Origin of the sequence: Rhizobium sp. AP16 (assembly GCF_000281735.1) — a bacterium.
GTDB classification, from domain to species: Bacteria; Pseudomonadota; Alphaproteobacteria; order Rhizobiales; family Rhizobiaceae; genus Rhizobium; species Rhizobium rhizogenes.
Genome location: NZ_AJVM01000065.1, coordinates 150,123 through 174,859 on the forward strand (window position 1 = coordinate 150,123; position 24,737 = coordinate 174,859).

A 24,737-nucleotide genomic window follows, 5' to 3' on the forward strand; every position below is an offset into this window, starting at 1 on the left:
AGAGACGCCGACATCATCAATCGCTACCGGCAAGCGTCATTCTAACAAATTTTGCCGCAATTGTCGCCTTTTCCCTTGACAGTCAGGTCTTCCTTTTCCACATCGGCGCATCATGAAAGTCTCCGACGTAGATATTCTCATCGTTCCCGGTTACACCAATTCCGGCCCGGACCACTGGCAGACACGCTGGGAGCAAAAGCTCTCGACGGCTCGGCGCGTGGAACAGGCGGAATGGTCAAAGCCCGTGCGCGACGACTGGGTTGCCCGTATCGCCGAAGAGGTGAATGCCGCGACCAAGCCGGTGGTGCTGGTGGCGCATTCGCTTGGCGTCCCCTCGGTGATCCACGCAATCCCCTATTTTCGCAACAAGGTGGCCGGCGCCTTCTTCGTCACGCCGCCCGATGTCGCCAATCCGAAGATCAAGCCGAAGCATCTGATGACCTTCGGTCCCTACCCGCGCGATCCCTTGCCTTTTCCCTCGCTCATCATCGCTAGCCGCAACGATCCCTTTAGCAGCTACGAACAGACCGAAGAGCTGGCTCATAGCTGGGGTTCCCTACTGATCGACGCCGGCGAGGCGGGCCATATCAATGCCGATTCCGGCCATGGGCCTTGGCCGGAAGGCACGATGGTCTTCGCCAAGTTTCTGAGCAACCTTAAGCCGTAATCGCGGCCAAGTGTGATACAATGGTTTGCTTGGGGTGGATCACTAGCCTGTGCAGTACTTGCGGGCTTCATTCCATCGTCAAATAAAAGCCTGTAGAACATGAGAAGACAGGATCCCGATTCTCGCATTGGTACCCACCAAAGCCGGAATTCCGAGGAAGGAGGCGCTGGCGGATTGTGAATTTGCTTCTTATCCGTTATGGGGACGCCAACAGACAGATCCAATTGCGCTTCCTCCAGAGCGCCAACGACAGAGAACAACACCAATGAACCGTCGCCGCCGTATTTACGAGGGCAAGGCCAAGATCCTTTACGAGGGACCTGAGCCGGGCACGCTGATCCAATTCTTCAAGGACGATGCCACCGCCTTCAACAAGAAAAAACACGAAGTCATCGATGGCAAGGGTGTTCTGAACAATCGCATCTGCGAATATATTTTCAGCCATCTGAACAAGATCGGTATTCCCACGCACTTCATCCGCCGCCTCAACATGCGCGAGCAGCTGATCAAGGAAGTGGAGATGATCCCGCTCGAGATCGTCGTGCGCAATGTCGCCGCCGGCTCGCTCGCCAAGCGCCTCGGCATCGAGGAAGGCGTGGTGCTGCCGCGCTCGATCATCGAGTTCTATTACAAGTCCGACGCGCTCGAAGACCCGATGGTCTCCGAAGAGCACATCACCGCTTTCGGCTGGGCGAACCCCGCCGAACTCGATGACATCATGGCGCTTGCCATTCGCGTCAACGACTTCATGACCGGCCTCTTCCTCGGCGTCGGCATCCAGCTCGTCGATTTCAAGATCGAATGCGGACGCCTGTTCGAGGGCGACATGATGCGTATCATCCTCGCCGACGAAATCTCGCCCGACTCCTGCCGTCTCTGGGACATCGAAACCCATGAGAAGATGGACAAGGACCGTTTCCGTCGCGACATGGGCGGCCTGGTGGAAGCCTATTCCGAAGTTGCCCGCCGTCTCGGCATCATTAATGAAAACGAACCCGTGCGCGGCACGGGGCCGGTTCTCGTCAAGTAAAGCGCAGGAAGGACAATCGTGATCAAGGCTCGTGTAACCGTCACGCTGAAGAACGGCGTTCTCGACCCACAGGGCAAGGCCATTGAAGGCGCACTCGGCGCGCTCGGCTTCGAAGGCGTCGGCCAGGTCCGCCAGGGCAAGGTCTTCGACCTGGAGCTCAACGGTGCCGACAAGGCAAAGGCAGAAGCTGAGCTGAAAGCCATGTGCGAAAAGCTCCTCGCCAACACGGTGATCGAGAACTTCAGCATTTCGATCGACTGATTGCCGTTTTCCGGGAGCCATTCTTTCTTTGTCACGGACAATAGAGTATGGCTCGCCGAACACCTCCAAGCCAATATCTTTCGCCTATCTCGGGAGCAGAATCATGAAATCAGCAGTCGTTCAACTTCCCGGTCTCAATCGCGACCGTGACATGATCGCGGCGCTGACCAAGATTTCCGGCCAGGCGCCCGTCACGATCTGGCAGACGGAAACCGAGATTCCGGATGTCGACCTGATCGTCATTCCCGGCGGCTTCTCCTATGGCGATTACCTGCGTTGCGGCGCGATTGCAGCCCGCATGCCGGTCATGCAGGCAATCAAGGACAAGGCAGACAAGGGCGTCAAGGTTCTCGGCGTCTGCAACGGCTTCCAGATTTTGGTCGAAGCCGGCATGCTGCCGGGCGCGCTGATGCGCAATGCCTCGCTGAAGTTCGTCTGCCGCGAGGTCAAGCTCGAGGTCACTAACGCCGAAACGGACTTTACCCGCGCCTATGCCAAGGGCCAGGTGATCCGCAGCCCGGTTGCCCATCATGACGGCAACTATTTTGCCGACAGCGAAACGCTGGCTGCTATCGAAGGCAATGGCCAGGTGGTCTTCCGCTATGCTGAAGGCACCAACCCGAACGGCTCGATCAACGACATCGCCGGCGTCATCAACGCCAAGGGCAATGTGCTTGGCATGATGCCGCATCCGGAAAACCTGATCGAGGCGGCCCATGGCGGCTCCGACGGTCGCGGCCTCTTCGCCTCCGCCCTCGACGTGATCGCCGCCTAAGGCGATCATCCACACCAAGAGTGAATCTTGTGGACCGACCGGCGCTTTGTCCCATAGGGGCGTCGGAACGTTCCTTTCACATCATCGGCTAGAGCAGCCCAAACCCATCCATTGGAAGAGAGATTGATGCGCCCTCGCCTCGCTACCGGATTTTATTCCGCCACCGCTCTTGTGGCTCTCGGCCTGCTCGTCACGTCCTGCGGCACGCGCGCACCGACCGCTATCACGGTTGATCGCACCGCCCTGACGACGATGGAACGCGTCATGCTGAGCGCCAATGCCTGCTGGTTCAAATCGGCCGATCCGGCCTTCGCCGGCTATCAGCTCGCGCCTGAACTCAACTCCTTCACCGGCCGCCCGCGCATTCTCGTGGTCGACAAGAAACACCCGACCGGCCGCCCGTCCCTCGTCGTCCAGGCGGAAGGCAATCCAGCGCAGCTGCAGGCTTTCGGCCCAATGATGGGTGGCGCCTCCGGCGGCCGCATCACCGGCGACGTCAACCGTTGGGCCGCGGGCTCGAAGGGCTGCCAGTAAGGGTTTCGCCGCCGCAGCTCCATCGCCGGCAAGTAGGCCATCTCGGGAAAGCATGACATGGCCTTGTTCTCGGAGCTCATTGCCATGGATCGTTTCGTCGTCATTTCAGGCTGCTCTGGCGGCGGCAAGTCGACCTTGCTCGAGGTGCTGAAGCATCGCGGATATCAGGTGGTCGAAGAGCCGGGGCGGCGTATCGTTGTCGAGGAACTGGGCCGCGGCGGCTCCACCCTGCCTTGGGTGGATGCTCCCGCCTTCGCCCGGCGGGCTATCGAAATGTCGATCGCTGATCGTTCCAATGCAGCGGCCGCCCAAGGTGTCGTCTTCTTTGACAGGGGCCTTATCGACGCCGCTTCCGCTCTCCAACATTTGACGGGCGAACCGGTTCTGGACGCGCTGCGGCAGTCACACCGCTACAACAGTCATGTCTTCCTGACGCCGCCCTGGCCGGAGATATATGTCGGGGATAGCGAGCGAAGGCATGACCTTTCCGCTGCTATCGCGGAATACGATAGGCTGAGCAGCGTCTATCCCTCACTCGGCTATCAGATCCACCTTCTGCCGAAGGTAAGCGTCGAAGAACGTGCGGATTTCGTACTGTCCGTATTGGATCATGGCTAGCACCTGCCACTGTTCGACTTAGCCTGACACGCGGCCCAACTCGCTCAATCCCAGAAAAACGACTTGTTGACCTCAGTCCTCGCTTCGCTGCGGGTCAGCCCGATATCGCGCAATTGATCATCCGTCAGATCTCGCAATGTCCACCGGCTTTCGCGCTTCTGTAGCCAAAGTGCAAAGGCCGCCCAAAAACGGTGTGTCAGCCGCGACATGAGCTGCGCCGGCTTGAAAGCATCAAGCGGCATCTTGACGGGTTCGGTAACCTTGGAAAGGCAGATTGTATCTATTGTATCCATTTTGTGCTCGCAGAATAGTGACAATGGGGAATGTATCGAGCCAAACGACACAATTGACTCATAGTATTGACTCTATTTCCGAGGCAATCTAAGAAATTGTCATCATGACAAATTGGCTACCTGACATTTCCAGCGGGAACGGACCTGTCTACATCCGCGTCGCCGACAGCATTGAAAACGCGATCACCCATGGCGTATTGCCGCCGGGGACGAAGCTGCCGCCGCAACGCAATCTCGCTTATGATATCGGCGTGACGATCGGCACCGTCAGCCGGGCCTATGCGCTCGTGCACGAACGTGGCCTTGTCGCCGGCGAGGTCGGCCGCGGCACCTATGTGCTCGACCGCATCAACAGCAAGCAGATCGAGCCGGTGGATCCGATCACGCAGGCGCTGGCCGGCACCCGTGGCCTGGAAACCCCTGACGGCAAGATCCGCTTCGATACAACGGCGGCACCCGATATCGGCCAGGGCGAGGTTATCGGCCGGCTTTTCGCCGACATCAGCCGCGATCATCAGGCGGAGATTTCCTCCTATTCGCGCAGCTTCCCAACGAACTGGTTCCGTGCCGGCCAGGTCTGGCTCGCCCGCAATGGCTGGCAGCCGGCAATCGAAACGGTGGTGCCGACGCTTGGCGCCCATGCCGCTGCCATCGCCGTCATTTCGGCCGTCACCTCCCCCGGCGACAAGATCGTCTTCGAGAACCTGACCTACACGCAGGTCAGCCGCGCCACCCGTCTTCTCGGCCGCCGTTCCATATTGGTGGATTCCGACGAGCACGGCATCATTCCCGACGATTTCGAGCGGCTTTGCCAGCAGCAGCATCCTCGCCTGGCGTTCCTGATGCCCACGGCCCACAATCCGACATTGACGACCATGCCGGAGGCGCGCCGCCGTGCGATCGCCGCCATCGCCCGGCGTCACAGCGTCTGGCTGATCGAGGACGATCTCTACGGCGGCATGACCGAGGATCCGAACCCGCTGATGGCAAGCATCGCGCCGGAGCGCACCTTTCTCGTCAGCGGCCTGTCGAAATCGGTCACCGCGGGCGTGCGTGGCGGCTGGGTCGCCTGCCCGCCGCATTTCGCCCAGCGCATCAAGGTCACCCACAAGATGACGACCGGCGGCCTGCCCTTCATCCTGGCGGAAACCTGCGCCCGGCTCGTCCTCGAAGGCCACGCGCTGGCACTGCGCCGCAAGGCGGTCGATGAAATCCGCGCCCGCGAACAATTGGCGCGCGAGGCGCTATCCGGCTTCGAATTCGCCTCACATCCGCATGTACCGTTTCTGTGGCTGAAATTGCCGGAGCCCTGGCTTTCCGGCACATTCAAGAACGCCGCTCTTGCCGAAGGCGTGCTTGTCGACGACGAGGACGAATTCAAGGCGGGCCGCTCGGATAAGGTCTATCACCGCGTTCGCGTCGCCTTTTCCTCTCCGCAACATCGCGACGATGTCGCCGCCGGGTTCATGACGTTACGCCGTCTTCTGGAAAACGGCTCGGCCGGCTACGACAGTCACATATGACGGCATTGTTGCGGTTTTGCTTCGGCCTCGCAAAATAAGCTCTACTTAGCAACATGCGCTTTACCTCGATTTCGAGGGTGCTACGATCCCCCGATACGACGCGATTCGCTCGCCATATTTGGGGGGAGTGCATGGTTACGGCTTCTATTTCCGGTCGCCTCTTCACCAAGAGCGGCCTCGCAGCAATTTTTATTATGAATGCCTCGATTTTCGCTGCTACTGAAACCGCGGCTGCCGCGGACAACAAGATATTTGATGAACTGCGCTTCGGAGCGAGCGGGTCTATTCAAAGCGGATACGACCATGAAAAGGGCGTCTTCCCGGATGTCCAGGTGCTGTTCAATCCGTTCGGGTACAATCCGACCGCGGATTGGAAGGATCAACTGACCCATCCGCGTATCCATCTCGGAACCTCCGTCGGCACAGCCGGTTCGGCGACGCAAGTTTATGGCGGTCTGTCCTGGACGCTCACGCATAGCAACGGCATCTTCACCGAAGTCGGTCTCGGCGGCACGATCCATACCGGCAACCTCGATGACTGGACCGAGCACGGCCCGATGCTCGGCTGCCGCCTGCTCTTTCATGAATATGCAGGCCTTGGATATAACTTCGACAGCCATTGGAACATGATGGCGCAAATTGCCCATTCCTCGCATGCCGATCTCTGCGATGGTCCGAATGGCGGGATGACGCGGGTGGGCGTCTTGGTCGGCTACAAGTTCTGATCGCCGCCAAGCGGCCACAAATGATCACGCCCGCGATTTACCTATTGTGAATCGCGGTCATTTTCCTGTCGCGCGACAGGTTCACATGCGCTAAAGAGACCCCGATCCCCTGACCGGCCTTCAAACCCTTTACAGGCAAGGACCTTCGAGCGCCCATGACCCTTTCGAATACGATCCAGATCACCCCGGAACTGATTGCCGCCCACGGCCTGAAGCCGGACGAATATCAGCGCATTCTGGATCTGATCGGCCGCGAGCCCTCCTTTACGGAGCTCGGCATCTTCTCGGCCATGTGGAACGAGCACTGCTCTTATAAATCCTCGAAGAAGTGGCTGCGCACTTTGCCGACCAAGGGACCGCGCGTCATTCAGGGACCGGGCGAAAATGCAGGCGTGGTCGACATCGATGACGGTGATTGCGTTGTCTTTAAGATGGAGAGCCACAACCATCCGTCTTATATCGAGCCCTATCAGGGTGCGGCGACCGGCGTCGGCGGCATCCTGCGCGACGTCTTCACCATGGGCGCCCGCCCGATCGCGGCGATGAACGCCCTGCGCTTCGGCGAGCCGGATCATCCTAAGACCCGCCACCTCGTTTCCGGCGTCGTCGCCGGCGTTGGCGGTTACGGCAATTCCTTCGGCGTACCGACAGTCGGTGGCGAAGTCGAGTTCGACGCGCGCTATAACGGCAATATCCTCGTCAACGCCTTTGCGGCCGGCCTTGCGAAATCAAACGCCATCTTCCTGTCGGAAGCCAAGGGCGTCGGCCTGCCGGTCGTCTATCTCGGTGCCAAGACCGGCCGTGACGGTGTCGGCGGCGCGACCATGGCATCGGCGGAATTCGACGAATCGATCGAAGAAAAGCGCCCTACCGTTCAGGTCGGCGACCCCTTCACCGAAAAGTGCCTGCTGGAAGCCTGCCTTGAGCTGATGCAGACCGGCGCCGTCATTGCCATCCAGGACATGGGTGCGGCCGGCCTCACCTGCTCTGCCGTCGAAATGGGCGCCAAGGGCGACCTCGGCATCGAGCTCGATCTCGACAAGGTGCCGGTGCGCGAAGAGCAGATGACGGCCTATGAAATGATGCTGTCGGAAAGCCAGGAGCGCATGCTCATGGTGCTGCAGCCGGAAAAGGAAGCCGTGGCCAAGGCGATCTTCGTCAAGTGGGGCCTGGATTTCGCCATCGTCGGCAAGACCACCGACGACCTGCGCTTCCGCGTCATCCATCAGGGCGAGGAAGTCGCCAATCTGCCGATCAAGGATCTTGGCGACCAGGCTCCGGAATATGACCGTCCCTGGCGCGAAGCCGACAAGCGCGCCGCCCTGTCCGCCAATCTCGTCGCAGCCCCCGAAGATTACGGCCAGACACTGCTGTCGCTGGTCGGCTCGGCCAACCAGTCCAGCCGTCGTTGGGTTTACGAACAATATGATACGCTGATCCAGGGCAACTCCCTGCAGCTTCCGGGCGGCGACGCCGGCGTTGTCCGCGTCGAAGGTCATCCGACCAAGGCGCTTGCCTTCTCCTCCGACGTCACGCCGCGCTATGTCGAGGCCGATCCGTTCGAAGGCGGCAAGCAGGCCGTCGCCGAATGCTGGCGCAACATCACCGCGACAGGTGCTGAGCCGCTGGCCGCGACTGACAATCTGAATTTCGGCAACCCGGAAAAGCCCGAGATCATGGGTCAACTCGTCGGCGCCATCAAAGGCATCGGCGAAGCCTGCCGCGCGCTCGACTTCCCGATCGTCTCGGGCAATGTCTCGCTCTATAACGAGACCAACGGCGTCGGGATCCTGCCAACCCCGACGATCGCCGGTGTTGGCCTCTTGCCGGATTGGCAGGCGATGGCACGTATTGGTTCTGCCTCCGAAGGCGATCGCATTATTATGATCGGCGTCGATGGCAGCCATCTCGGCTCTTCCATCTATTTGCGCGATATCCTCGGCTCGACGGACGGTCCGGCCCCGGAGGTCGATCTCTTCGCCGAACGCCGCAACGGCGATTTCGTCCGCTCCGCCATCCGCAATGGCCAGGTCACCGCCTGCCACGACATTTCGTCGGGCGGTCTCGGGCTGGCACTCGCCGAAATGGCCATGGCCTCGGGCAAGGGCCTGAACATCGATCTTGGAGAGTGCAAGGGCCTATCGCATGCCCTGCTTTTCGGTGAGGATCAGGCGCGCTATGTCATTGCCGTGCCCGCCGATGTCGCCGATTTCGTCTGCATCAACGCCGAAAGCGCCGGTGTGCCTTTCCGTCGTCTCGGCACAGTCGAGGGTGACGCGCTTGCCATTGACGGCCTGCTTTCCGTTTCCGTTCAGCAGTTGCGTCAGGCGCATGAATCGTGGTTTCCTGCCTTCATGGATGGCAGCGCGCTCGCTGCTGCCGAATAGAATGAGGTAAATCACTGATGCCAATGAATCCCGGCGATATCGAAGACATGATCAAGGCCGGCATTCCCGGTGCCAAGGTGACGATTCGCGACCTGGCCGGGGATGGCGATCATTATGCCGCCGAAGTCGTGGCCGAAGCCTTCCGTGGCAAGAGCCGCGTGCAGCAGCACCAGATGGTCTATGACGCATTGAAGGGCAATATGGGCGGCGTGCTGCACGCCCTCGCGCTGCAGACCTCAGCGCCCGACTGAGGAAATCCGGACGCTGTCACTGCCGGGGCCGAAAGCCAGCTCCGGCATATCTGTCTGCGTGAACGCAGCAAAACTGGATGCCGGCAACGGCCCGGCCGTCAGAAGCGTGAAATCGAAGGGAGCTCGGACATCCGGTCCGAGCACATATTGCCGGTGTACGCGCAGGAAATCGCGCTTGATCTTGGCATAGTGCTTCGACGACAGCATCTTCTTGAAGCGAATGAACTGGATCGTGGCCTGCGGCGCATCAGCATGTCCGCAGACCGCGGCGACTTTGGCTTTGTAGAAATGGATCGCATCCGTCAGACAGTGAACGTCGAGCCAGAAGATCTCCTGACAACGGGCCAATAGGCCTACTCGCGAACGCAGCGTCACGGCCGGCCGCATCAATGCACATTGCAGGATGGCGCTGCCAAGTGTCGTGAACACGATGCGTTTGCCCTGAAACAGCGCCGGCTCCCGTTCGAGCAACAGCCCGATCACATGCGCGGCAACACTCGATCCCATGCTGTGCGAGGAAATGACATACTCATCCACCGGCTCATCAAGCGCCTGACGCGCGCTGATAGCACAGGCTTCGATCCATTGCTCGGCGCCAATGCCATTCAGCCCCGCCATGGCGACAGCCATCTCCCAGTCGGCGAAGAGATGCAGCGTGTGCAGCCGCTCGGCCTGGGGCAGGAAGACGTAGATGAAGAAGGCCACCGCCAGCGCGATGCTGCCGATATGGCTCCAGGACGGAAGCCCGAGGAGAGAGGGCAGAACGGCGATGGACAGGCTGAAGAGCAGCCCGACCAGCATCAACAGGAACGGGAAGATAAAAAAGAGACCGAAGCGCCAAGCGTGCCGGAAATAGCCCGTCATGCCACCGGAGGCCACAACCCTCCCGGCTGCGAGATAGCCTTGCCGCAGTCGCGTGAAAAACGGCCTGCCATTGAGCTTTGCGACCAGATCATTGTGATCGAGGATATGGACGCGGCTATGGGTCTGCCAATCCGCGCCCTTGGAATTCACATCGAAATACGGCGCCCTGCCGAAGTTTTGCAACGAATCGACGGCCACCGAAAAATCCCATGCGGCGGCACTTTGCTTCGCCGAACGCTCATAACGCGCCCTATGCAAGGACGCATCCAAAGGCTCAAAGCCAGGGAAGTGAAGGACCACCCTCTTTTCAACGTTACGCATAATGTACTTGGTTCCCCGGCGCACGGACGGCATCGCATCGATATCAGAGACCGCCAACATCATGGCCAGCCGGCTTTTTCATGGCAGACCGCGATGAAAACTGGCGAAGAAGTTCTCACGGCATGATTAAGGAAGCCTCTACGTCAGCTACGTCAGCACTCCCGGCCTGAATAGGGCGAGTAATCGGCGCAGGGATCGGCCGGCGGCGCGGTCATGATCCTATGGATCGCCTGGGGCTGCGGCTGAACCTGCGGCGCCGCTGTCGTGGTCGTCGCACGGTAACCAAAGGCAATACTGAGCATAAGAACGATGGCGCTGACCGTGACAGCGCTATTCAGTATCGATGCCTTGGGGGTTCGGACATGCTCATAATATTCCCGCTCGCCGTCGCTCGTCTCGCTGGAACCGTAAAAATCGCGTTCCTCGCCGACCTGGCCGTCAGAATAGTGATGATGGCTCATGATACCCACTCCCTAAAATGCAATGCTCGCAAGGGGACAGGTACCCGTCATGCACGCCCCTACAGACGCGCCTCAAAAACTCTCTCGCCACCGAATCTAAAAAACCCAGCAGCGTAATATTAAGCGTCCCTTGCTTCTTTCTATATGTGTTGTTCGGTTTCCGAGTTGAAGAAGCGATTTCAAAACGCACTGTTCAAAAAAAGGTGATAATTCCAACGTGGCGCCATTATTCGGGACCAATGTTGCGCGAAAGCCCATTCATGCGATGAAAAACATTCGGGCACATTATTGCGGCTGGAAATCGAACCTTCTCCTTGCTATTTAAGGAAAAGATTTGGAGCTGCGGACCTTGACCCCGCATGTGAAAGGACTGGAATATGAGCGGCATCAACGAATTCATCGAAAATGAAGTGAAGACCAACGATGTCGTTCTCTTCATGAAGGGCACCCCACAGTTCCCGCAATGTGGTTTCTCGGGCCAGGTGGTCCAGATCCTCGACTACATCGGCGTGGACTATAAGAGTGTCAACGTTCTGGCTGACGCGGAAATTCGCCAGGGCATCAAGGACTATTCCAATTGGCCCACGATTCCTCAGCTCTACGTGAAGGGCGAGTTCATCGGCGGCTGTGACATCGTGCGCGAAATGTTCCAGGCGGGCGAGTTGCAGCAGCATCTTCAGGAACACGGCATCAGCGTTCGCGGCGCCGCCTGACCGGTCACCGGGCACTCTCGTCCGGTTTCCATAGTCCAATTCGATTGATAAGGCGCTGCCGCCGGGTAGCGCCTTGATATGTTTATGGGAATAAAACCGTGACGAACCCATCCCCAGCCATGTCCCATTGGCAATTGCCCATGGGCAAACGCGAGTTCATAGCGCTTGCGGCTTTTCTGATGGCGATCAACTCGCTGGCGATCGACATCATGCTTCCCGCCCTTCAGCAGATCGGCTCCTCCCTGGGCGTCGAAAACGAGAACCACCGTCAATATGTGGTGACCGCCTATCTGATCGGTTTCGGTTCGGCGCAGCTTTTCTATGGCCCCTTGTCGGACCGATTCGGCCGCCGCCTGCCGCTGCTGATCGGCCTTATCGTCTTCATCGTCTCCGCTTTCGGCATCGCACTCATCCCGTCCTTTGCGGGCCTGCTTGCCCTCCGCTTCATCCAGGGCCTAGGCTCGGCGGCAACGCGCGTCATCACCATTTCCATCGTCCGCGACATCTTCGGCGGCCGCCAGATGGCCGAGGTCATGTCGCTGATCATGATGGTCTTCATGATCGTTCCAGTCATTGCGCCGGGAAGCGGCCAGATCATCATGCTGGTGAGCACCTGGCACATGATCTTCGTCTTCATCGCCACCATGGCGACCCTCGTTGGCATCTGGATGTATTTCCGCCTGCCGGAAACACTGAAGCCAGAGAATGTCCGGCCCCTGACCGTAAAGTCCGTCGCTGCTGGCTTCCGCATGGTTCTCACGAACCGTGTCGCGCTGTGCTATACGCTCGCCAGCACCTTCCTGTTCGGCGCGCTGTTCGGCTTCATCAATTCGGCACAGCAGATCTATAGCGGCATTTATGGACTGGGCGTCTACACACCCGTCGCCTTTGGCGGCGTGGCGGTGTTCATGGCCCTGTCGTCCTTCATCAATTCGCAGCTCGTCGGCCGCTTCGGCATGCGGCGGCTGTCGCATGGGGCACTCTTCGGCTTCTGCCTCGTCACCTTCATCTGGTTGATAGTGCAGCTTTACGGCCCCGCGCCGATGCCCTTCCCGCTGTTCATGGTCTTTTTCGCGCTGGCGATGTTCCAATTCGGCCTGATCGGCTCGAATTTCAATTCGCTGGCGATGGAGCCGCTCGGCCATGTCGCAGGCACCGCCTCCTCCGTACTCGGTTTCATGAGCACGGTCGGCGGCGCATCGATTGGTGCCGGCATTGGCCAGTATTTCAACGGCACGGCAACGCCAATGGTCGTCGGCTACTTCACCGTCTCACTGATCGGCATCGTCTTCGTGCTGATTGCCGAGAAGGGACGCCTCTTCCAGCCACACAATGCGCCACCGCCGGCCGATCAATCCCTCGCCCTTCATTGACAGGCATTTTTACATGATCCCGCCCCAAGCAAAATCAGCGGAGCCCACCGGCTCCGCGCGTATCGGCCTCGGCATCGTCGAATTCGTCATCATCATCGCACTGATGACGGCGAGCATTTCACTCGGCATCGACAGCATGCTGCCGGCCTTGCCGAATATCGGCCATTCGCTGGCAGTCGCCAATCCCAACGACACGCAGATGGTCATTGCCGTCTACTTTCTCGGCTTCGGCATCTGCCAGCTATTTTTCGGCAGCCTGGCCGACGCCTATGGCCGGCGGAATATCCTGCTGGGCGGTCTTGCCTTCTATACGGTGGCGCTGTTTGCCGCCGCCTGGAGCGGTAGCCTGACCATGCTACTGGTGCTGCGCTTCACCCAGGGCGTTGGCGCCGCAGCCGTGCGGATCACCACGCTGGCAATCGTGCGCGATTGCTTCGGCGGCCGCGAAATGGCGCAGGTCATGTCCTACGTCACCATCGTTTTCATGATCATGCCGATGGTCGCGCCTGCCGTCGGTCAGCTGATCGTCGCCTATTCGAACTGGCAATGGATCTTTATCGCGCTCGGCATCACCAGCGCTATTCTCCTTCTTATCGCATTCTTTCGGATGAAGGAGACACTGCCGGACGATGAGCGACTGCCGCTCTCCGTCAGTTCGGTCATATCCGGCTTCAAGACGGTGCTGACCAACCGCATCACCTGCGGCTACATGATCGGCCTGACGCTCTATACCGCCGTTATCTGCGCCTACATCGTCTCGGTTCAGCAGGTGTTCGGCGAGGTCTATGGCCTCGGCGAGTGGTTTCCGATCGCCTTCGCCGCGACAGCGGCGGGCACAGCGGTTGCGCAGTTCGCCAACGGCTATTTCGTTCGCAGCTTCGGCATGCGGCGCATCTCCCATGCCGCCATGATCATCTTCACATTGCTTGGAGCCTTCGGCTATGTCGTCGGAATGGCCGGCATGCCGAGTTTCGTGTTCACCTATGTTCTGATCTCGGTGATGCTGATGATGTTTGCGGTCATCACCACCAATATCATGGCCATCAGCCTCGAGCCGATGGGACATCTGGCGGGAACTGCCGCCTCCATAACCAGCTCGGTTTCCACCACCGGCGGCGTGATTCTTGGCGGCATTGTCGGCCAGATGTTCAACGGTACGCCCCAGCCGTTAATCGCCGGCTTCACCATTTTCGGTGCGCTATCGATCCTTGCGACGCTTTGGGCGGAAAGAGGCAAGCTGTTCACCCATCCCGGCGACAGCCCGAAGCTGGAGCCCGGCATTGGTCACGTCTGATCAGGGATCTCCGGTGCGGCGGCTAATCAAATGTCGCCGCGCGGACGCCTGACCCAGCGCATAGCGGCAACGATGGCCAAGCCCAGCAGTGGCCATATTGCCCACGGCGTTCCACGCCAGGACAGAAGGTTGATGCCGATGAGACCGACACCGATCACGGCGAAAGTGGCAAGCTGAGAATCTATCTGCCTGTTCGTTCGTGCCCATCGTAGGCCTGCGGCGAAGGCAAGACCGAGCAAGGGCCATCTTGCCCAAAAATCGCCATGCCAGGTGAATGCGTTGACCGCCAGCACGGCAATCGCAGCCACCGCCAGCGTACCGTAAACCTGGGCGAATCCCGCAGCAGGTCCGGCGTTCGCCGCCGCTGGAGCTCGAACCTCTTCACGAATGCTGCGAGGCTCCGGCGAGGCACTGGCCGCCTGCGGCGCGCCGATCCGCACAGCATAGCTCGCCACGCCGCCGTCGATATTCTTGACCTCCAGCTGGCCAAGAAAATCGAAGCCGACAGCAACCTTGTTGCGAACCTGGTCATAAACCGTGTTGGAAATCACGATGCCGCCAGCCGCCGCGCAGGCCTGAAGGCGCGCGGCGATGTTGACGCCATCGCCATAAAGATCGTTGCCTTCGGCAATCACGTCGCCGAGATTGAGCCCGATGCGAAACAGCATCTGCGTATCCGGATCGCTTTTTGCATTGTAGCCAGCGAGTTCATTCTGGACATCAACCGCCGCGCGCAATGCCTCAACAACACTGGGGAATTCGGCGAATACCCCATCCCCCCAAGTGTTGACGACACGACCACCATGCGCTTCGATGAGGCGCGCCATGGCATCGCGATATCGTTTGAGCGTTGCGAGCGTGCCTTCCTCGTCGTTTCGCATCATGCGGGAATAATCCTGCACGTCGGCACAGAAGATAGTGGTCAGCTTGCGGCTCGTCTCGGACATCGGCCTCATCCCAGCGGCAAACTCCGCCAGAAGACGGTTGCCTGTCGCGGGTGAAGATAACGCTGCGCCCACGACTTTCCAAGAGGCACCATCTCAGACGGTGAAGACCTCTTGCCGCAGCAGGTCCCATGACGGCTTGTCCACAGCAACCAACAACCCGCCATCAAGATGATGCGGGAGATAGGACGAACCGTCGAAGCACCTGACATAGGCGCCGGCTTCCTCGGAGATCAGCGCGCCAGCGAGGTGATCCCAGGGCATGAGCTTATTGTACATGAGATAGTGGACATGCCCGCCGGCAAAGGTGCGGTATTCATGGGCCGCACAGCGATAGTTGGTGATAAACCGCACCTTGGCGAGGTTGCCCAGGATTTCGGCACGTTTGCCCGGCGGCAGATAACCGGTGGAGGCCATGCCGACCATCTCCTCCAGGGCAACTGGCTTTGCTACGGAGAGGCGCTGCGCCTCGCCATTCGGCCGGCGCAGCCACGCGCCACCGCCCTTTTCGGCCAGCACCCAATCATCGCCCATCGGGTCGAAGATGATGCCCGCCACGGTCTCGCCCTTAGAAACCACCGACGCCATGACGCCGAATGCTGGAATGCCGGCGGCGAAATTGAACGTGCCGTCGACAGGATCGACGATGATGGCCAGATCCGCGCCCTGCAGCTTGTGGAGCAGCGCCGGATCGGCGGCAACCGATTCCTCGCCGATAAACAGCGCCTCGGGCCACAACCGCGCCACCTCGGCCTTGATCATCCGCTCGGCCTGTTCATCCGCTTCCGTCACCAGATCGGTCGCCTCGCTCTTGGCGCGGACGTCATTGCTGCCAAGTCTACGGAAGCGCGGCAGGATCTCCGCCTTTGCCGCCTGGCGCAGCAGATCGGCAAGGGTCGTCACGTCAACATGTGATGTCATGGTGCAGTCCTTTCCTGTCAGGCGCCGACGATCTCGCGGCGGATGATCCGCCAGCTTTCCTCATCCGGAGCCGAAATAATGCCACCCGTCGTCTCGCCGGGCCGGTAGGGTGTGCCGTCAAATTTCGCCGTGAAGCCACCGGCTTCCTGGTGCGCGAGCACGCCGGCCAGATGATCCCAGGGCATCAGTTTCGAATGGCCGATGAAATGGATCCTGCCGGAGGCAACCATCCAATATTCATAGGCCGAGCAGTTCAACGCAAACCCCATGCGTATCTTCGCCATATTGGCGCTGATGCGGGACCGGTCCGGCTCGTCCATATGGCTCCAGGAGATCAGGCCGGTCATATCGCTCAATGGAACGACCGGGGCGACTGCAAGCCGGCTTGCCTGCCCGTTACGCCGCCGCAAATAGGTGCCGGCACCTTTCACAGTGGTAACGGTATCGCCGAGCACAGAATCATGGATGATCCCGGCGATCGTCTCGCCCTTGGCGACGACGGCGAGGATCGTTCCGAAGACCGGCAGGCCGGACGCGAAATTGAAGGTGCCGTCGACAGGATCGATGACAAAGGCAAGGTCCGCATGCGCCAGCGCCGGCACGACGGATCTATCCGCCTCGTAGGTTTCCTCGCCGACCACGAGCGCGCCGGGAAAGCGTGCTTTCAGCGCCGCCGTGATGCGCTTCTCCGTCAACAGATCGGCTTCCGTTACCAGATCGACGGCGGAGGTTTTTTCGGAAATATCGCCTGCTTCGAGATTGCGGAAGCGCGGCATGATTTCAAGCGCCGCAGCCTCGGCCACGGTCGCCATCAGATAGTCGAAGTCTGGATCGGAGAGGGTCATCGATGATCTCTGCAGAAAGAGGATGGCTCCCCTTATGCCCGATTCGATGACAGCCTTGTGGCAAAACCAATTAAATCGAGTGCAGGCGACGACTTAGGGCTTTTGCGCCATCAACGCCGCAAAATCGAAAAGCTTGGGATCGAGCAAATGCGACGGGTTCACATGCGCCAGAGCCCGCAGCATCGTATCCTTGCGGCCCGGCATGCGACGCTCGATATCACCAAGCATCTCTTTCATCGCATTGCGCTGCAGGCCGTCCTGCGAGCCACAGAGATCGCAGGGAATGATCGGAAACTGCATGGCGGCGGCGAATTTGGCAAGATCGTCCTCGGCGGCGTAGGCGAGCGGGCGCAATACCATCAGGTCGCCCTCATCATTGAGAAGCTTCGCCGGCATCGAGGCCAATCGGCCGCCGTGGAAGAAATTCATGAAGAAAGTCTCGAGAATGTCCTCGCGGTGATGGCCAAGTACCAGCGCGTCACACCCTTCTTCGCGGGCGATGCGATAGAGGTTGCCGCGACGCAAGCGCGAACAGAGCGAGCAATAGGTCGCACCCGCCGGCACCTTTTCCTTCACGATCGAATAGGTGTCGCGATATTCAATGCGGTGTTCGACGCCGATTTTCGTCAGATATTCCGGCAAGACATGCTTCGGGAAATTCGGCTGGCCCTGATCGAGATTGCAGGCGATCAGCTCCACCGGCAGCAGGCCACGCCATTTGAGATCGAGCAGGATCGACAGCAGCCCATAGGAATCCTTGCCGCCGGACACGCCGACCAGCCAGCGCTTCTGGCCCTTCAGCATCTGGAAATCGTCGAGCGCCTGGCGCACCTGACGCAGCAGGCGCTTGCGCAGCTTGTTGAAGGAGACCGAACGCGGTGCGTCGGCGAACAGCGGATGGGCAGCATTACCGCCTTCTTCCGCCTCAGTATCGAATTCATCCGCCACTGTCGTTGCGATATTCATCTTGTCATCCCTCAGGCCTTGCCACGCTGATAGCAGAAAGCGCAGTCAAAGACACGGCATCAATCGCCGAAGACCGACCAGCCGGTCCGCGCGGCAAGCATCTCCAGCGCCACCGCGCCGAGTTGCGAATTACCGACCTTGTTGAGGCCCGGCGACCAGACCGCGATGGAGCCAATACCCGGCGCCACCGCCAGAATGCCGCCGCCAACGCCGCTCTTGCCGGGCAAGCCGACGTGATAGGCGAAATCCCCGGAACCGTCATAATGACCGCAGGTCAGCATCAGCGCATTGATACGCCGCGCCCGCTTCGGCGAAACGACGGAATGGCCGGTGATCGGATTGGTGCCGCGCGCCGCGAGATAAAGCCCAGCCTTGGCGAGCTGCTGGCAGCTCATCGACACGGCACATTGATGGAAATAGACGCCGAGCACATGTTCGACGGGATGGTCGATATTCCCGTAGGCGCGCATGAAATTGGCGAGCGCGAAATTACGGAATCCGGTCTGCGTCTCCGAGCGTGCCACCTTGTCGTCGATGGTGATCGACTCGTCGTCGGCGACATAGCGCACAAAGCGCAAAAGCTCGCCGATCGCCTCGCGTGGCGCGTGGCCCGACAATACGACGTCGCTGACGGCGATCGCACCGGCGTTAACGAAAGGATTGCGCGGAATCCCCTCTTCGCGCTCAAGCTGGACGATGGAGTTGAACGCGGTGCCGGAGGGCTCGCGGCCCACCCTGTTCCACAGGCTCTCACCCACCTTGCCGAGCGCCAGCGTCAGCATGAAAACCTTGGAAATGCTCTGGATGGAGAAAGGCACATCGGCATGGCCGACGCTATGGATATTACCATCCACCGTTGCGATCGCCATGCCGAATTGGTTCGGATCGACCTTGGCAAGCTCGGGAATATAGTCCGCAACCTTGCCCTCGCCGAGACGCGGCGAAAGCTCAGCATGGATGCTATCGAGAACTGCCTGCAAATCCGCCATGATGATCTCCAGAAAGAAAAAAAGCCGCCCAGAAGGAGCGGCTTTTCCATTCGTAAGAAAGATATCCGCTGATTAACGCGAATAGAATTCGACGACCAGCTGCGGTTCCATGACGACTGCGTACGGTACGTCAGCGAGGGTCGGAACGCGAGCGAAGGTCGCAACCATCTTGTTGTGGTCAACTTCGATGTAGTCCGGAACGTCACGCTCTGCGAGCGAAACCGATTCCAGAACGATCACGAGCTGCTTCGACTTTTCGCGAACTTCGATAACGTCGCCAGCCTTGCAGCGGTAAGAACCGATGTTGACGCGAACGCCGTTAACCGTGACGTGGCCATGGTTGACGAACTGACGGGCAGCGAAAACGGTCGGAACGAACTTGGCGCGGTAGACGATCGCGTCGAGGCGCGATTCGAGCAGGCCGATCAGGTTTTCCGAAGTGTCGCCCTTGCGGCGGTTGGCTTCGTCGAAGGTGGCGCGGAACTGCTTCTCGCGCAGATCGCCATAGTAGCCCTTCAGCTTCTGCTTGGCGCGCAGCTGCACACCGAAGTCCGAAAGCTTGCCCTTGCGGCGCTGGCCGTGCTGGCCCGGGCCGTATTCGCGACGGTTAACCGGGGACTTCGGACGACCCCAGATATTTTCGCCCATACGGCGGTCAATTTTGTACTTGGACGATTCGCGCTTGCTCATCGCATTTCCTTTCAAAGTGTTTTAGCGGCTTGTTGCCAAACCGCGAAGGAAACACGCCCTCCTCTGAACTCCGTTTTCGAGCTCTGACAGGTTCCTCACGTTAGCGAACGGAGGAGCCACGGGACATGTCAGTGAAACACCGGACATTTCTGCCCGGCGTTGGGGCGGTCTGTAAGGGGTCGTCATGAAATTGTCAACAGCGGGAACGGCAATAACATGCCTATTCAGCGGCCGCCTGATCGCCACCATCGATATCAGGCGCATTGGCATCGCCCGGCGCGGTCTGGCTGCCGATATCCGGGAAGGCGACGATGCGTTTCCCTGAGAAATCCGTGTGAACAACAACACTGCCCTGCTCCTCAAAATAGCTGAGCAGCCGTCGGGCACGGCGGGCGGAATGGGTGCCGTAGGCCCGTGCGATGCGTGCGTCGGAAGGACAGGGCTCGCCGCAGATGGCCGCCTTGGCGAGCATCAGGAACACACCTTGCAGATCGTCTGTAACGCCAGAGGAGAGCGAAATGGCCGTGCCCCAGGCCTCGGTCGCCATGGTGGCCTCGTCGGCACCGGAGCGCACGATCGCCACACGGCGTCGGAATTCCGACAGGGCCATCGGCACGCCCGGCACCCGGCGCATGCGCAGCCGTACGAGGAATTCCTGATAGAGCACTGAATCCGTTCGAAAACCCGAGGCTGGATCGTCGAGAATTTCAGAAAGCACGGCACCTACCCGCGCCTCGCGATCTTCCGTCGACAATTCCGGCTGGCTCACCCTCGGTTCGGCAGGCGCCGCGCTGGCGGCAGGCGTGGAACGGGAAAGTTCGGCCAGAATATCCGTCGTCGGACGCGGCGCGGGCGTGGTGCGGCGAACGACCGGCCTCGAAAATTCCTCCGGGTCCGGCGTGAAGATCAGATCCTCGACATCCTGCGGCGCATCCGGCAGCGGCATCAGCTTGGGGCTGGAGGAACGCGCCGAGGTTTCGACGTTACCGATGGTGATCGGCAGCGGCCGGCGCGACAAGGCCGGACCGAGCGCGACGAAATTGCCGCGCTTCAGGTCGCGGAACATTTCCGCTTGCCGGCGATCCATGCCGAGCAGATCGGCGGCACGCGCCATGTCGATATCGAGAAAGGTGCGGCCCATCAGGAAGTTCGAGGCTTCGGCAGCTACGTTCTTGGCAAGCTTCGCCAGGCGCTGCGTGGCAATAACGCCCGCGAGACCACGCTTACGGCCGCGGCACATCAAGTTGGTCATAGCGCCGAGCGACATCTTGCGCGCGTCTTCCGAGACATCGCCACCAACCGACGGCGCGAACATCTGCGCTTCGTCGACAACAACAAGCACCGGATACCAATATTCGCGCTCGGCATCGAACATGCCGTTGAGGAAGGCGGCGGCGGCGCGCATCTGCTGCTCGATATCAAGCCCCTCCAGCGTCAGGACGCAGGAAACACGATGCTGACGGATACGGTTGGCGATGCCGGCAAGCTCAGCCTCGGTGCGCTCGCCATCGACCACCACATGGCCGAACTTGTCGGCCAGCGTGACGAAATCGCCCTCGGGATCGATGATGACCTGCTGCACCCACTGCGCGGATTGCTCCAGCAGACGCCGCAGCAGATGCGATTTTCCAGAGCCGGAATTGCCCTGTACGAGCAGACGGGTTGCCAGCAGTTCCTCGATATCGAGTTGGGCGCTGGTCCCGCCGGACGCCGTTCCCATGTCGATGCCGACCTGCAATGCAATACCCCTTTTGACAAGACTCAGATGTGGAAGCGCCCATCTTTCAGAAACGGGGCGCTTCCGTCTATCAAAGATTTCTGCGGCTTTCGCGAACGGATTTCAGAAACCCACAGGGGAATGCAATCCGGTCGCCCCTCTACCGGAAACGCAGGTTGGCGCGTGATAGCTGATCGACCGTCGTGCAGCCCATGAGCTTCATGCCGCGCTCGATCTCGGTGCGCAGCATGCCAAGTGCCCGTTCGACACCCGGCTGGCCCGCAGCCGCCAGCGGATAGAGATAGAACCGTCCGACGCCGACAGCTTTGGCGCCGAGCGACAGTGCCTTCAGCACATGCGTCCCGCGCTGAATGCCGCCATCCATCATCACGTCGATCCGGTCGCCAACCGCATCGACGATTTCGGCCAGCTGATCGAAGGCTGAGCGCGAGCCGTCCAGCTGCCGCCCGCCATGGTTGGAGAGCACGATACCGGTGCATCCGATCTCGACGGCGCGCTTGGCATCCTCCACGGACATCACGCCCTTGAGGCAGAATTGCCCACCCCAATGCCGTACCATTTCGGCAACATCATCCCAATTCATCGAAGGATCGAGCATTTCGGTGAAATATTTGCCGATCGACATCGCCCCGCCGCTCATGTCCACATGCTCGTCGAGCTGCGGCAGACGGAATTTCTCGTGGGTGACATAGTTCAAGCCCCATGCTGGCTTCATGGCGAATTGCGCCAGGCCAGCAAGGTTGAGCTTGAAGGGAATGGAGAAACCGGTGCGCAGGTCGCGCTCGCGGTTCCCCCCGGTGATGCTGTCGACAGTCAACATCATCACATTGACGCCGGCATCCTTCGCCCGCTGCATCATGGCGCGGTTAAGCCCACGATCCTTATGAAAGTAGAATTGGTAGACCTGCGGTCCCTGATGCTTCTTGCGTACCTCTTCAAGGCTGACCGTGCCGAGCGAGGAGACGCCGAACATGGTGCCCATGGAAGACGCCGCGGCCGCAACCGCGTTTTCGCCCTGATGGTGGAAGAGCCGCTGCAAGGCCGTCGGCGAGCAGTAGAACGGCGTTGCCAGTTTCTGCCCCATCACCGTGACGGACATATCCACGCTGCTGACGCCACGCAGGACATTAGGAACTAGATCGCAGTTTTCGAAGCTTGTCGTGTTCCGGCGAAGCGTCACTTCGTCGTCGGCAGCGCCATCGATGTAGTTGAAAATCGGACCTGGAAGACGGCTTTTCGCCAAGGCTCGGAAATCATGGAAATTATAGCAATCAGTGAGGCGCATGATTTGCCTCGACGGTGAAACCGCAATGCTTTTCAAAAGGCATCAAATATCGTCCTCCCAATACCGCCCTCACACTGCTCTATAAGCGATGCAACCGTGCTTCCCACTTATAGAGCACGTCAGGCTCCTTCTCCTCATTGCCCGCCCCGTCCGACTCGTCAACAACCAAGAAGCCGTGTTTCTCGTAAAAATGGCGTGCCGCGACATTTCGCTGAAATGTCCAGAGCGAAAGCGACGGATAGGCGGCTTTCGCGACCTCCAGCAATCTGGTGCCGATACCGCGACCCTGTGCCTCGGGCAGGACGTAGAGCTGATCGATCCAATCCTCGAGAAAGGCGATGACGCCGACGAGGCGACCACCCTCTTCCGCGCCCCATATCTGGCAATCCTTGAAGACGACCGCGCTCCAGAAGCCGACATCCTCTTCCGACGTGTGAAGCCCCGACAGCGTTGGAAGCCGGTCGTCGAAGGCGGCTCGATGGACCCCAGCCGCAGCCGGCATGTCAACGAGATCGAGTTTCCGCAATGAAATCGTGCCAGCCATATCGTTATGCCCTCAACCCAAAGCCCTGCATCAGCCGTCTTGTCGGAAAATCCGGCGTGCCGGAGGTGAAGACGGCGAAATCGTAAGTGTCGGGATGAACGGCATCGGCCACCTGCGGCACCAGGCTGCGGGCGCGGCGCGCGATCGCCTCGGCAGGATCGAGCCAATCGACCGGCCAGGGCGCAAGCCTGCGGAAGATATTGGCCATGAAGGGATAATGCGTGCAGGCAAGCACGACGATATCGGTCTTGCGGCCATCCATCTCGACAAAGCACTGGCCGACCTCGGCGAGCACCGCATCGTCGGAAACTGTGCCGCCGCGAATATAGGCCTCCGCTATGCGTGCCAGATTTTCCGAGCCGACGAGCCGGACATGGCATTGCGTCGCGAAGGACTGGATGAGATCGCGCGTATAGGCGCGCTTGACGGTGCCCGGCGTCGCCAGGACCGAGACCAGACCGGACCGTGTCCGCTCCGCCGCCGGCTTGATGGCCGGCACCGTGCCGACGAAGGTCATTTGCGGGAAAGCGGCGCGCAAATCGGCGCCGACAAGCGTGAAGGCGGTATTGCAGGCGATGATGCAGATTTCCGGATCGTAATCCGCCAAAAGCTTGGCGAAGAGACCAACGATGCGCTCGCGCAGCGCCTGCTCTTCCCAGTCGCCATAGGGAAAACCGGCATCGTCGGCGACATAGATGAAACCGCGCTCCGGCATCAACACCCTCGCCTCGCGCAGCACCGTCAGGCCACCAATGCCCGAATCGAACATCAGGACCGGTTTCAGCTCATTCGCCGTTGCTGTCATCGCTTGTGGGTTCCTTCGGTGCAGCGGAGGATCTGGGATGCGAGCCGCTGCCGCGCGGAGATTTTCGCGTGAAGCGGTCGAGGGACGAGATCACGCCGCGCAAGACGCTGATTTCCTGTTCGGTAAACGCCCGGCGCGAGAGGACTGCGCGCAGATTGTCGATCATTTTGGGCTTTTTCCCGGCAGGATGGAAATAGTTGCGCGCATCCAACGCCTCTTCTAGCTGATCGAACAGACCGAAGAGCTGCTCCTTGGTCGAGGGCCGCTGCTCCATCGCCTGGAACGGCACGGCGGCGACATCTTCCATGCCGGTCTTCATCCATTCATAGGACATCAGCAGCACGGCCTGAGCGATGTTCAGCGAGGCGAAGGCGGGATTGACGGGAAAGGTCACGATCTCGTCGGCCAGCGCAACTTCCTCGTTCGTCAGCCCCCAGCGTTCGCGACCGAAAAGGATGCCGGTACCTTCGCCCGCCTTGAATCTCGCCCGAAGCGTCTCGGCGGCAACCACCGGCGACCGCACCGGCTTGAAGCCGTCACGCTCGCGCGCCGTCGTCGCATAGACGAAATTGAGATCGGCGACCGCCTGCTCCAGCGTGTCGTAGACCTTGGTCGCTTCGATGATGTGATCGGCCTTGGAGGCGGTCGCCTGCGCCCGTTCGTTCGGCCAGCCGTCGCGCGGGTTGACGAGGCGAAGCTCGGCGAGGCCGAAATTCGCCATGGCGCGCGCCACCATACCGATATTCTCGCCCATCTGCGGCTCGACCAGAATGACGGCCGGCCCTTCGGCCAGAAGTTGACGCTCGCTATTCGTGCCTGCCATGACGCCTTTCCCCACGCGCGCACCTTACCGCGCAAATCAAGGTCGCAATAACGAGACAGGCGGCAATCGGCAAGACTTTTGAGCCTCGAGCCGTTCA

27 protein-coding genes are annotated in these 24,737 nt (G+C 60.1%); 13 read left to right on the top strand and 14 right to left on the bottom strand.

Annotated elements, in window-relative coordinates; genetic code table 11:
* Positions 1–112 precede the first annotated feature (112 nt).
* From PMI03_RS18845 to PMI03_RS18870, 6 genes are all read left to right on the top strand, one after another.
* Positions 113–667: an alpha/beta hydrolase gene (locus tag PMI03_RS18845; protein ID WP_007696298.1), complete on the top strand. Its 555-nt coding sequence runs from the start codon at positions 113–115 to the stop codon at positions 665–667.
* A gap of 265 nt (positions 668–932) precedes the next feature.
* Positions 933–1,697: a phosphoribosylaminoimidazolesuccinocarboxamide synthase gene (gene purC, locus PMI03_RS18850; protein ID WP_007696300.1), complete on the top strand. Its 765-nt coding sequence runs from the start codon at positions 933–935 to the stop codon at positions 1,695–1,697.
* 18 nt (positions 1,698–1,715) lie between these two features.
* The gene (gene purS / locus PMI03_RS18855; protein WP_007696302.1) at positions 1,716–1,958 is read left to right on the top strand and encodes a phosphoribosylformylglycinamidine synthase subunit PurS; all 243 of its coding nucleotides are present in this window, start codon (positions 1,716–1,718) and stop codon (positions 1,956–1,958) included.
* Between the two features lie 103 nt (positions 1,959–2,061).
* The gene (gene purQ / locus PMI03_RS18860) at positions 2,062–2,733 is read left to right on the top strand and encodes a phosphoribosylformylglycinamidine synthase subunit PurQ (protein ID WP_007696304.1); all 672 of its coding nucleotides are present in this window, start codon (positions 2,062–2,064) and stop codon (positions 2,731–2,733) included.
* Positions 2,734–2,859: 126 nt separating this feature from the next.
* On the top strand, positions 2,860–3,267 hold the full coding sequence (locus PMI03_RS18865) for a hypothetical protein (protein ID WP_007696306.1): 408 nt from the start codon (positions 2,860–2,862) through the stop codon (positions 3,265–3,267).
* 84 nt (positions 3,268–3,351) lie between these two features.
* Positions 3,352–3,885 (top strand): AAA family ATPase, encoded by a 534-nt coding sequence (locus tag PMI03_RS18870; RefSeq protein WP_039974398.1) that lies wholly within the window; start codon positions 3,352–3,354, stop codon positions 3,883–3,885.
* 44 nt (positions 3,886–3,929) lie between these two features.
* On the opposite strand, the gene PMI03_RS18875 is transcribed toward PMI03_RS18870, so the two are convergent.
* Entirely contained in the window at positions 3,930–4,178 is a 249-nt protein-coding gene (locus PMI03_RS18875) for a DUF1127 domain-containing protein (protein WP_007696310.1), read from the bottom strand.
* A gap of 104 nt (positions 4,179–4,282) precedes the next feature.
* Between PMI03_RS18875 and PMI03_RS18880 the strand changes: the two genes are divergently transcribed.
* From PMI03_RS18880 to PMI03_RS18895, 4 genes are all read left to right on the top strand, one after another.
* Positions 4,283–5,701: a PLP-dependent aminotransferase family protein gene (locus PMI03_RS18880; protein ID WP_007696312.1), complete on the top strand. Its 1,419-nt coding sequence runs from the start codon at positions 4,283–4,285 to the stop codon at positions 5,699–5,701.
* Positions 5,702–5,832: 131 nt separating this feature from the next.
* Positions 5,833–6,426, top strand: coding sequence for an acyloxyacyl hydrolase (locus PMI03_RS18885; RefSeq protein ID WP_007696314.1), 594 nt, complete (start codon positions 5,833–5,835; stop codon positions 6,424–6,426).
* Between the two features lie 155 nt (positions 6,427–6,581).
* Entirely contained in the window at positions 6,582–8,813 is a 2,232-nt protein-coding gene (gene purL / locus PMI03_RS18890) for a phosphoribosylformylglycinamidine synthase subunit PurL (protein WP_007696316.1), read from the top strand.
* Between the two features lie 17 nt (positions 8,814–8,830).
* Positions 8,831–9,064, top strand: a complete 234-nt coding sequence (locus tag PMI03_RS18895; RefSeq protein WP_004108912.1) for a BolA family protein — start codon at positions 8,831–8,833, stop codon at positions 9,062–9,064.
* Here PMI03_RS18895 and PMI03_RS18900 read toward each other — a convergent pair.
* Complete coding sequence (locus PMI03_RS18900; protein ID WP_039974400.1) at positions 9,050–10,249, bottom strand: membrane protein; 1,200 nt, start codon at positions 10,247–10,249, stop codon at positions 9,050–9,052. The two genes, PMI03_RS18895 and PMI03_RS18900, sit on opposite strands and share 15 nt — an antisense overlap.
* 152 nt (positions 10,250–10,401) lie before the next feature.
* Positions 10,402–10,710 carry a hypothetical protein gene (locus tag PMI03_RS18905; RefSeq protein ID WP_007696326.1) on the bottom strand — a complete coding sequence of 103 codons (309 nt, stop codon included), beginning with the start codon at positions 10,708–10,710 and terminating at the stop codon, positions 10,402–10,404.
* 377 nt (positions 10,711–11,087) lie between these two features.
* Here PMI03_RS18905 and grxD point away from each other — a divergent pair, with 377 nt between their 5' ends.
* The 3 genes from grxD (at position 11,088) to PMI03_RS18920 (ending at position 14,090) form a co-directional block, all read left to right on the top strand.
* Positions 11,088–11,423: a Grx4 family monothiol glutaredoxin gene (grxD, locus tag PMI03_RS18910; RefSeq protein ID WP_007696329.1), complete on the top strand. Its 336-nt coding sequence runs from the start codon at positions 11,088–11,090 to the stop codon at positions 11,421–11,423.
* Between the two features lie 140 nt (positions 11,424–11,563).
* On the top strand, positions 11,564–12,796 hold the full coding sequence (locus PMI03_RS18915; RefSeq protein WP_012651579.1) for a multidrug effflux MFS transporter: 1,233 nt from the start codon (positions 11,564–11,566) through the stop codon (positions 12,794–12,796).
* A gap of 13 nt (positions 12,797–12,809) precedes the next feature.
* On the top strand, positions 12,810–14,090 hold the full coding sequence (locus tag PMI03_RS18920) for a multidrug effflux MFS transporter (protein WP_007696333.1): 1,281 nt from the start codon (positions 12,810–12,812) through the stop codon (positions 14,088–14,090).
* A gap of 26 nt (positions 14,091–14,116) precedes the next feature.
* Here PMI03_RS18920 and PMI03_RS18925 read toward each other — a convergent pair whose 3' ends face one another.
* From PMI03_RS18925 to PMI03_RS18975, 11 genes are all read right to left on the bottom strand, one after another.
* Positions 14,117–15,037 (bottom strand): adenylate/guanylate cyclase domain-containing protein, encoded by a 921-nt coding sequence (locus PMI03_RS18925; protein WP_007696335.1) that lies wholly within the window; start codon positions 15,035–15,037, stop codon positions 14,117–14,119.
* Positions 15,038–15,130: 93 nt separating this feature from the next.
* Positions 15,131–15,955 (bottom strand): inositol monophosphatase family protein, encoded by an 825-nt coding sequence (locus PMI03_RS18930; protein ID WP_007696337.1) that lies wholly within the window; start codon positions 15,953–15,955, stop codon positions 15,131–15,133.
* Positions 15,956–15,972: 17 nt separating this feature from the next.
* Positions 15,973–16,800: an inositol monophosphatase family protein gene (locus PMI03_RS18935; RefSeq protein WP_007696340.1), complete on the bottom strand. Its 828-nt coding sequence runs from the start codon at positions 16,798–16,800 to the stop codon at positions 15,973–15,975.
* 93 nt (positions 16,801–16,893) lie between these two features.
* Complete coding sequence (gene ttcA, locus PMI03_RS18940; RefSeq protein ID WP_007696342.1) at positions 16,894–17,766, bottom strand: tRNA 2-thiocytidine(32) synthetase TtcA; 873 nt, start codon at positions 17,764–17,766, stop codon at positions 16,894–16,896.
* Positions 17,767–17,825: 59 nt separating this feature from the next.
* Positions 17,826–18,755 carry a glutaminase gene (locus PMI03_RS18945; RefSeq protein ID WP_007696344.1) on the bottom strand — a complete coding sequence of 310 codons (930 nt, stop codon included), beginning with the start codon at positions 18,753–18,755 and terminating at the stop codon, positions 17,826–17,828.
* 72 nt (positions 18,756–18,827) lie between these two features.
* Complete coding sequence (gene rpsD, locus PMI03_RS18950) at positions 18,828–19,445, bottom strand: 30S ribosomal protein S4 (protein ID WP_007696347.1); 618 nt, start codon at positions 19,443–19,445, stop codon at positions 18,828–18,830.
* A gap of 220 nt (positions 19,446–19,665) precedes the next feature.
* Positions 19,666–21,183, bottom strand: coding sequence for an ATP-binding protein (locus PMI03_RS18955; protein WP_007696349.1), 1,518 nt, complete (start codon positions 21,181–21,183; stop codon positions 19,666–19,668).
* A 139-nt stretch (positions 21,184–21,322) separates the two neighbouring features.
* Positions 21,323–22,468 (bottom strand): alpha-hydroxy acid oxidase, encoded by a 1,146-nt coding sequence (locus PMI03_RS18960; protein WP_007696351.1) that lies wholly within the window; start codon positions 22,466–22,468, stop codon positions 21,323–21,325.
* A 79-nt stretch (positions 22,469–22,547) separates the two neighbouring features.
* A complete protein-coding gene (locus PMI03_RS18965; protein ID WP_007696353.1) occupies positions 22,548–23,012 on the bottom strand; it encodes a GNAT family N-acetyltransferase in 465 nt (154 codons plus the stop codon).
* A gap of 4 nt (positions 23,013–23,016) precedes the next feature.
* Complete coding sequence (gene murI / locus PMI03_RS18970; RefSeq protein WP_007696355.1) at positions 23,017–23,817, bottom strand: glutamate racemase; 801 nt, start codon at positions 23,815–23,817, stop codon at positions 23,017–23,019.
* Positions 23,798–24,640 (bottom strand): RNA methyltransferase, encoded by an 843-nt coding sequence (locus tag PMI03_RS18975; RefSeq protein WP_007696357.1) that lies wholly within the window; start codon positions 24,638–24,640, stop codon positions 23,798–23,800. The genes murI and PMI03_RS18975 overlap by 20 nt, the downstream gene beginning before the upstream one ends.
* Positions 24,641–24,737 lie beyond the last annotated feature (97 nt).

Excerpts from the sequence above, each read along its gene's own strand:
- PMI03_RS18845 (WP_007696298.1), top strand. The coding sequence starts at position 113 with ATGAAAGTCTCCGACGTAGATATTCTCATCGTTCCCGGTTACACCAAT.
- purC (WP_007696300.1), top strand. The coding sequence starts at position 933 with ATGAACCGTCGCCGCCGTATTTACGAGGGCAAGGCCAAGATCCTTTAC.
- purQ (WP_007696304.1), top strand. The coding sequence starts at position 2,062 with ATGAAATCAGCAGTCGTTCAACTTCCCGGTCTCAATCGCGACCGTGAC.
- PMI03_RS18865 (WP_007696306.1), top strand. The coding sequence starts at position 2,860 with ATGCGCCCTCGCCTCGCTACCGGATTTTATTCCGCCACCGCTCTTGTG.
- PMI03_RS18870 (WP_039974398.1), top strand. The coding sequence starts at position 3,352 with ATGGATCGTTTCGTCGTCATTTCAGGCTGCTCTGGCGGCGGCAAGTCG.
- PMI03_RS18875 (WP_007696310.1), bottom strand. The coding sequence starts at position 4,178 with ATGGATACAATAGATACAATCTGCCTTTCCAAGGTTACCGAACCCGTC.
- PMI03_RS18880 (WP_007696312.1), top strand. The coding sequence starts at position 4,283 with ATGACAAATTGGCTACCTGACATTTCCAGCGGGAACGGACCTGTCTAC.
- PMI03_RS18885 (WP_007696314.1), top strand. The coding sequence starts at position 5,833 with ATGGTTACGGCTTCTATTTCCGGTCGCCTCTTCACCAAGAGCGGCCTC.
- purL (WP_007696316.1), top strand. The coding sequence starts at position 6,582 with ATGACCCTTTCGAATACGATCCAGATCACCCCGGAACTGATTGCCGCC.
- PMI03_RS18895 (WP_004108912.1), top strand. The coding sequence starts at position 8,831 with ATGCCAATGAATCCCGGCGATATCGAAGACATGATCAAGGCCGGCATT.
- PMI03_RS18900 (WP_039974400.1), bottom strand. The coding sequence starts at position 10,249 with ATGCGTAACGTTGAAAAGAGGGTGGTCCTTCACTTCCCTGGCTTTGAG.
- PMI03_RS18905 (WP_007696326.1), bottom strand. The coding sequence starts at position 10,710 with ATGAGCCATCATCACTATTCTGACGGCCAGGTCGGCGAGGAACGCGAT.
- grxD (WP_007696329.1), top strand. The coding sequence starts at position 11,088 with ATGAGCGGCATCAACGAATTCATCGAAAATGAAGTGAAGACCAACGAT.
- PMI03_RS18915 (WP_012651579.1), top strand. The coding sequence starts at position 11,564 with ATGGGCAAACGCGAGTTCATAGCGCTTGCGGCTTTTCTGATGGCGATC.
- PMI03_RS18920 (WP_007696333.1), top strand. The coding sequence starts at position 12,810 with ATGATCCCGCCCCAAGCAAAATCAGCGGAGCCCACCGGCTCCGCGCGT.
- PMI03_RS18925 (WP_007696335.1), bottom strand. The coding sequence starts at position 15,037 with ATGTCCGAGACGAGCCGCAAGCTGACCACTATCTTCTGTGCCGACGTG.
- PMI03_RS18930 (WP_007696337.1), bottom strand. The coding sequence starts at position 15,955 with ATGACATCACATGTTGACGTGACGACCCTTGCCGATCTGCTGCGCCAG.
- PMI03_RS18935 (WP_007696340.1), bottom strand. The coding sequence starts at position 16,800 with ATGACCCTCTCCGATCCAGACTTCGACTATCTGATGGCGACCGTGGCC.
- ttcA (WP_007696342.1), bottom strand. The coding sequence starts at position 17,766 with ATGAATATCGCAACGACAGTGGCGGATGAATTCGATACTGAGGCGGAA.
- PMI03_RS18945 (WP_007696344.1), bottom strand. The coding sequence starts at position 18,755 with ATGGCGGATTTGCAGGCAGTTCTCGATAGCATCCATGCTGAGCTTTCG.
- rpsD (WP_007696347.1), bottom strand. The coding sequence starts at position 19,445 with ATGAGCAAGCGCGAATCGTCCAAGTACAAAATTGACCGCCGTATGGGC.
- PMI03_RS18960 (WP_007696351.1), bottom strand. The coding sequence starts at position 22,468 with ATGCGCCTCACTGATTGCTATAATTTCCATGATTTCCGAGCCTTGGCG.
- PMI03_RS18965 (WP_007696353.1), bottom strand. The coding sequence starts at position 23,012 with ATGGCTGGCACGATTTCATTGCGGAAACTCGATCTCGTTGACATGCCG.
- murI (WP_007696355.1), bottom strand. The coding sequence starts at position 23,817 with ATGACAGCAACGGCGAATGAGCTGAAACCGGTCCTGATGTTCGATTCG.
- PMI03_RS18975 (WP_007696357.1), bottom strand. The coding sequence starts at position 24,640 with ATGGCAGGCACGAATAGCGAGCGTCAACTTCTGGCCGAAGGGCCGGCC.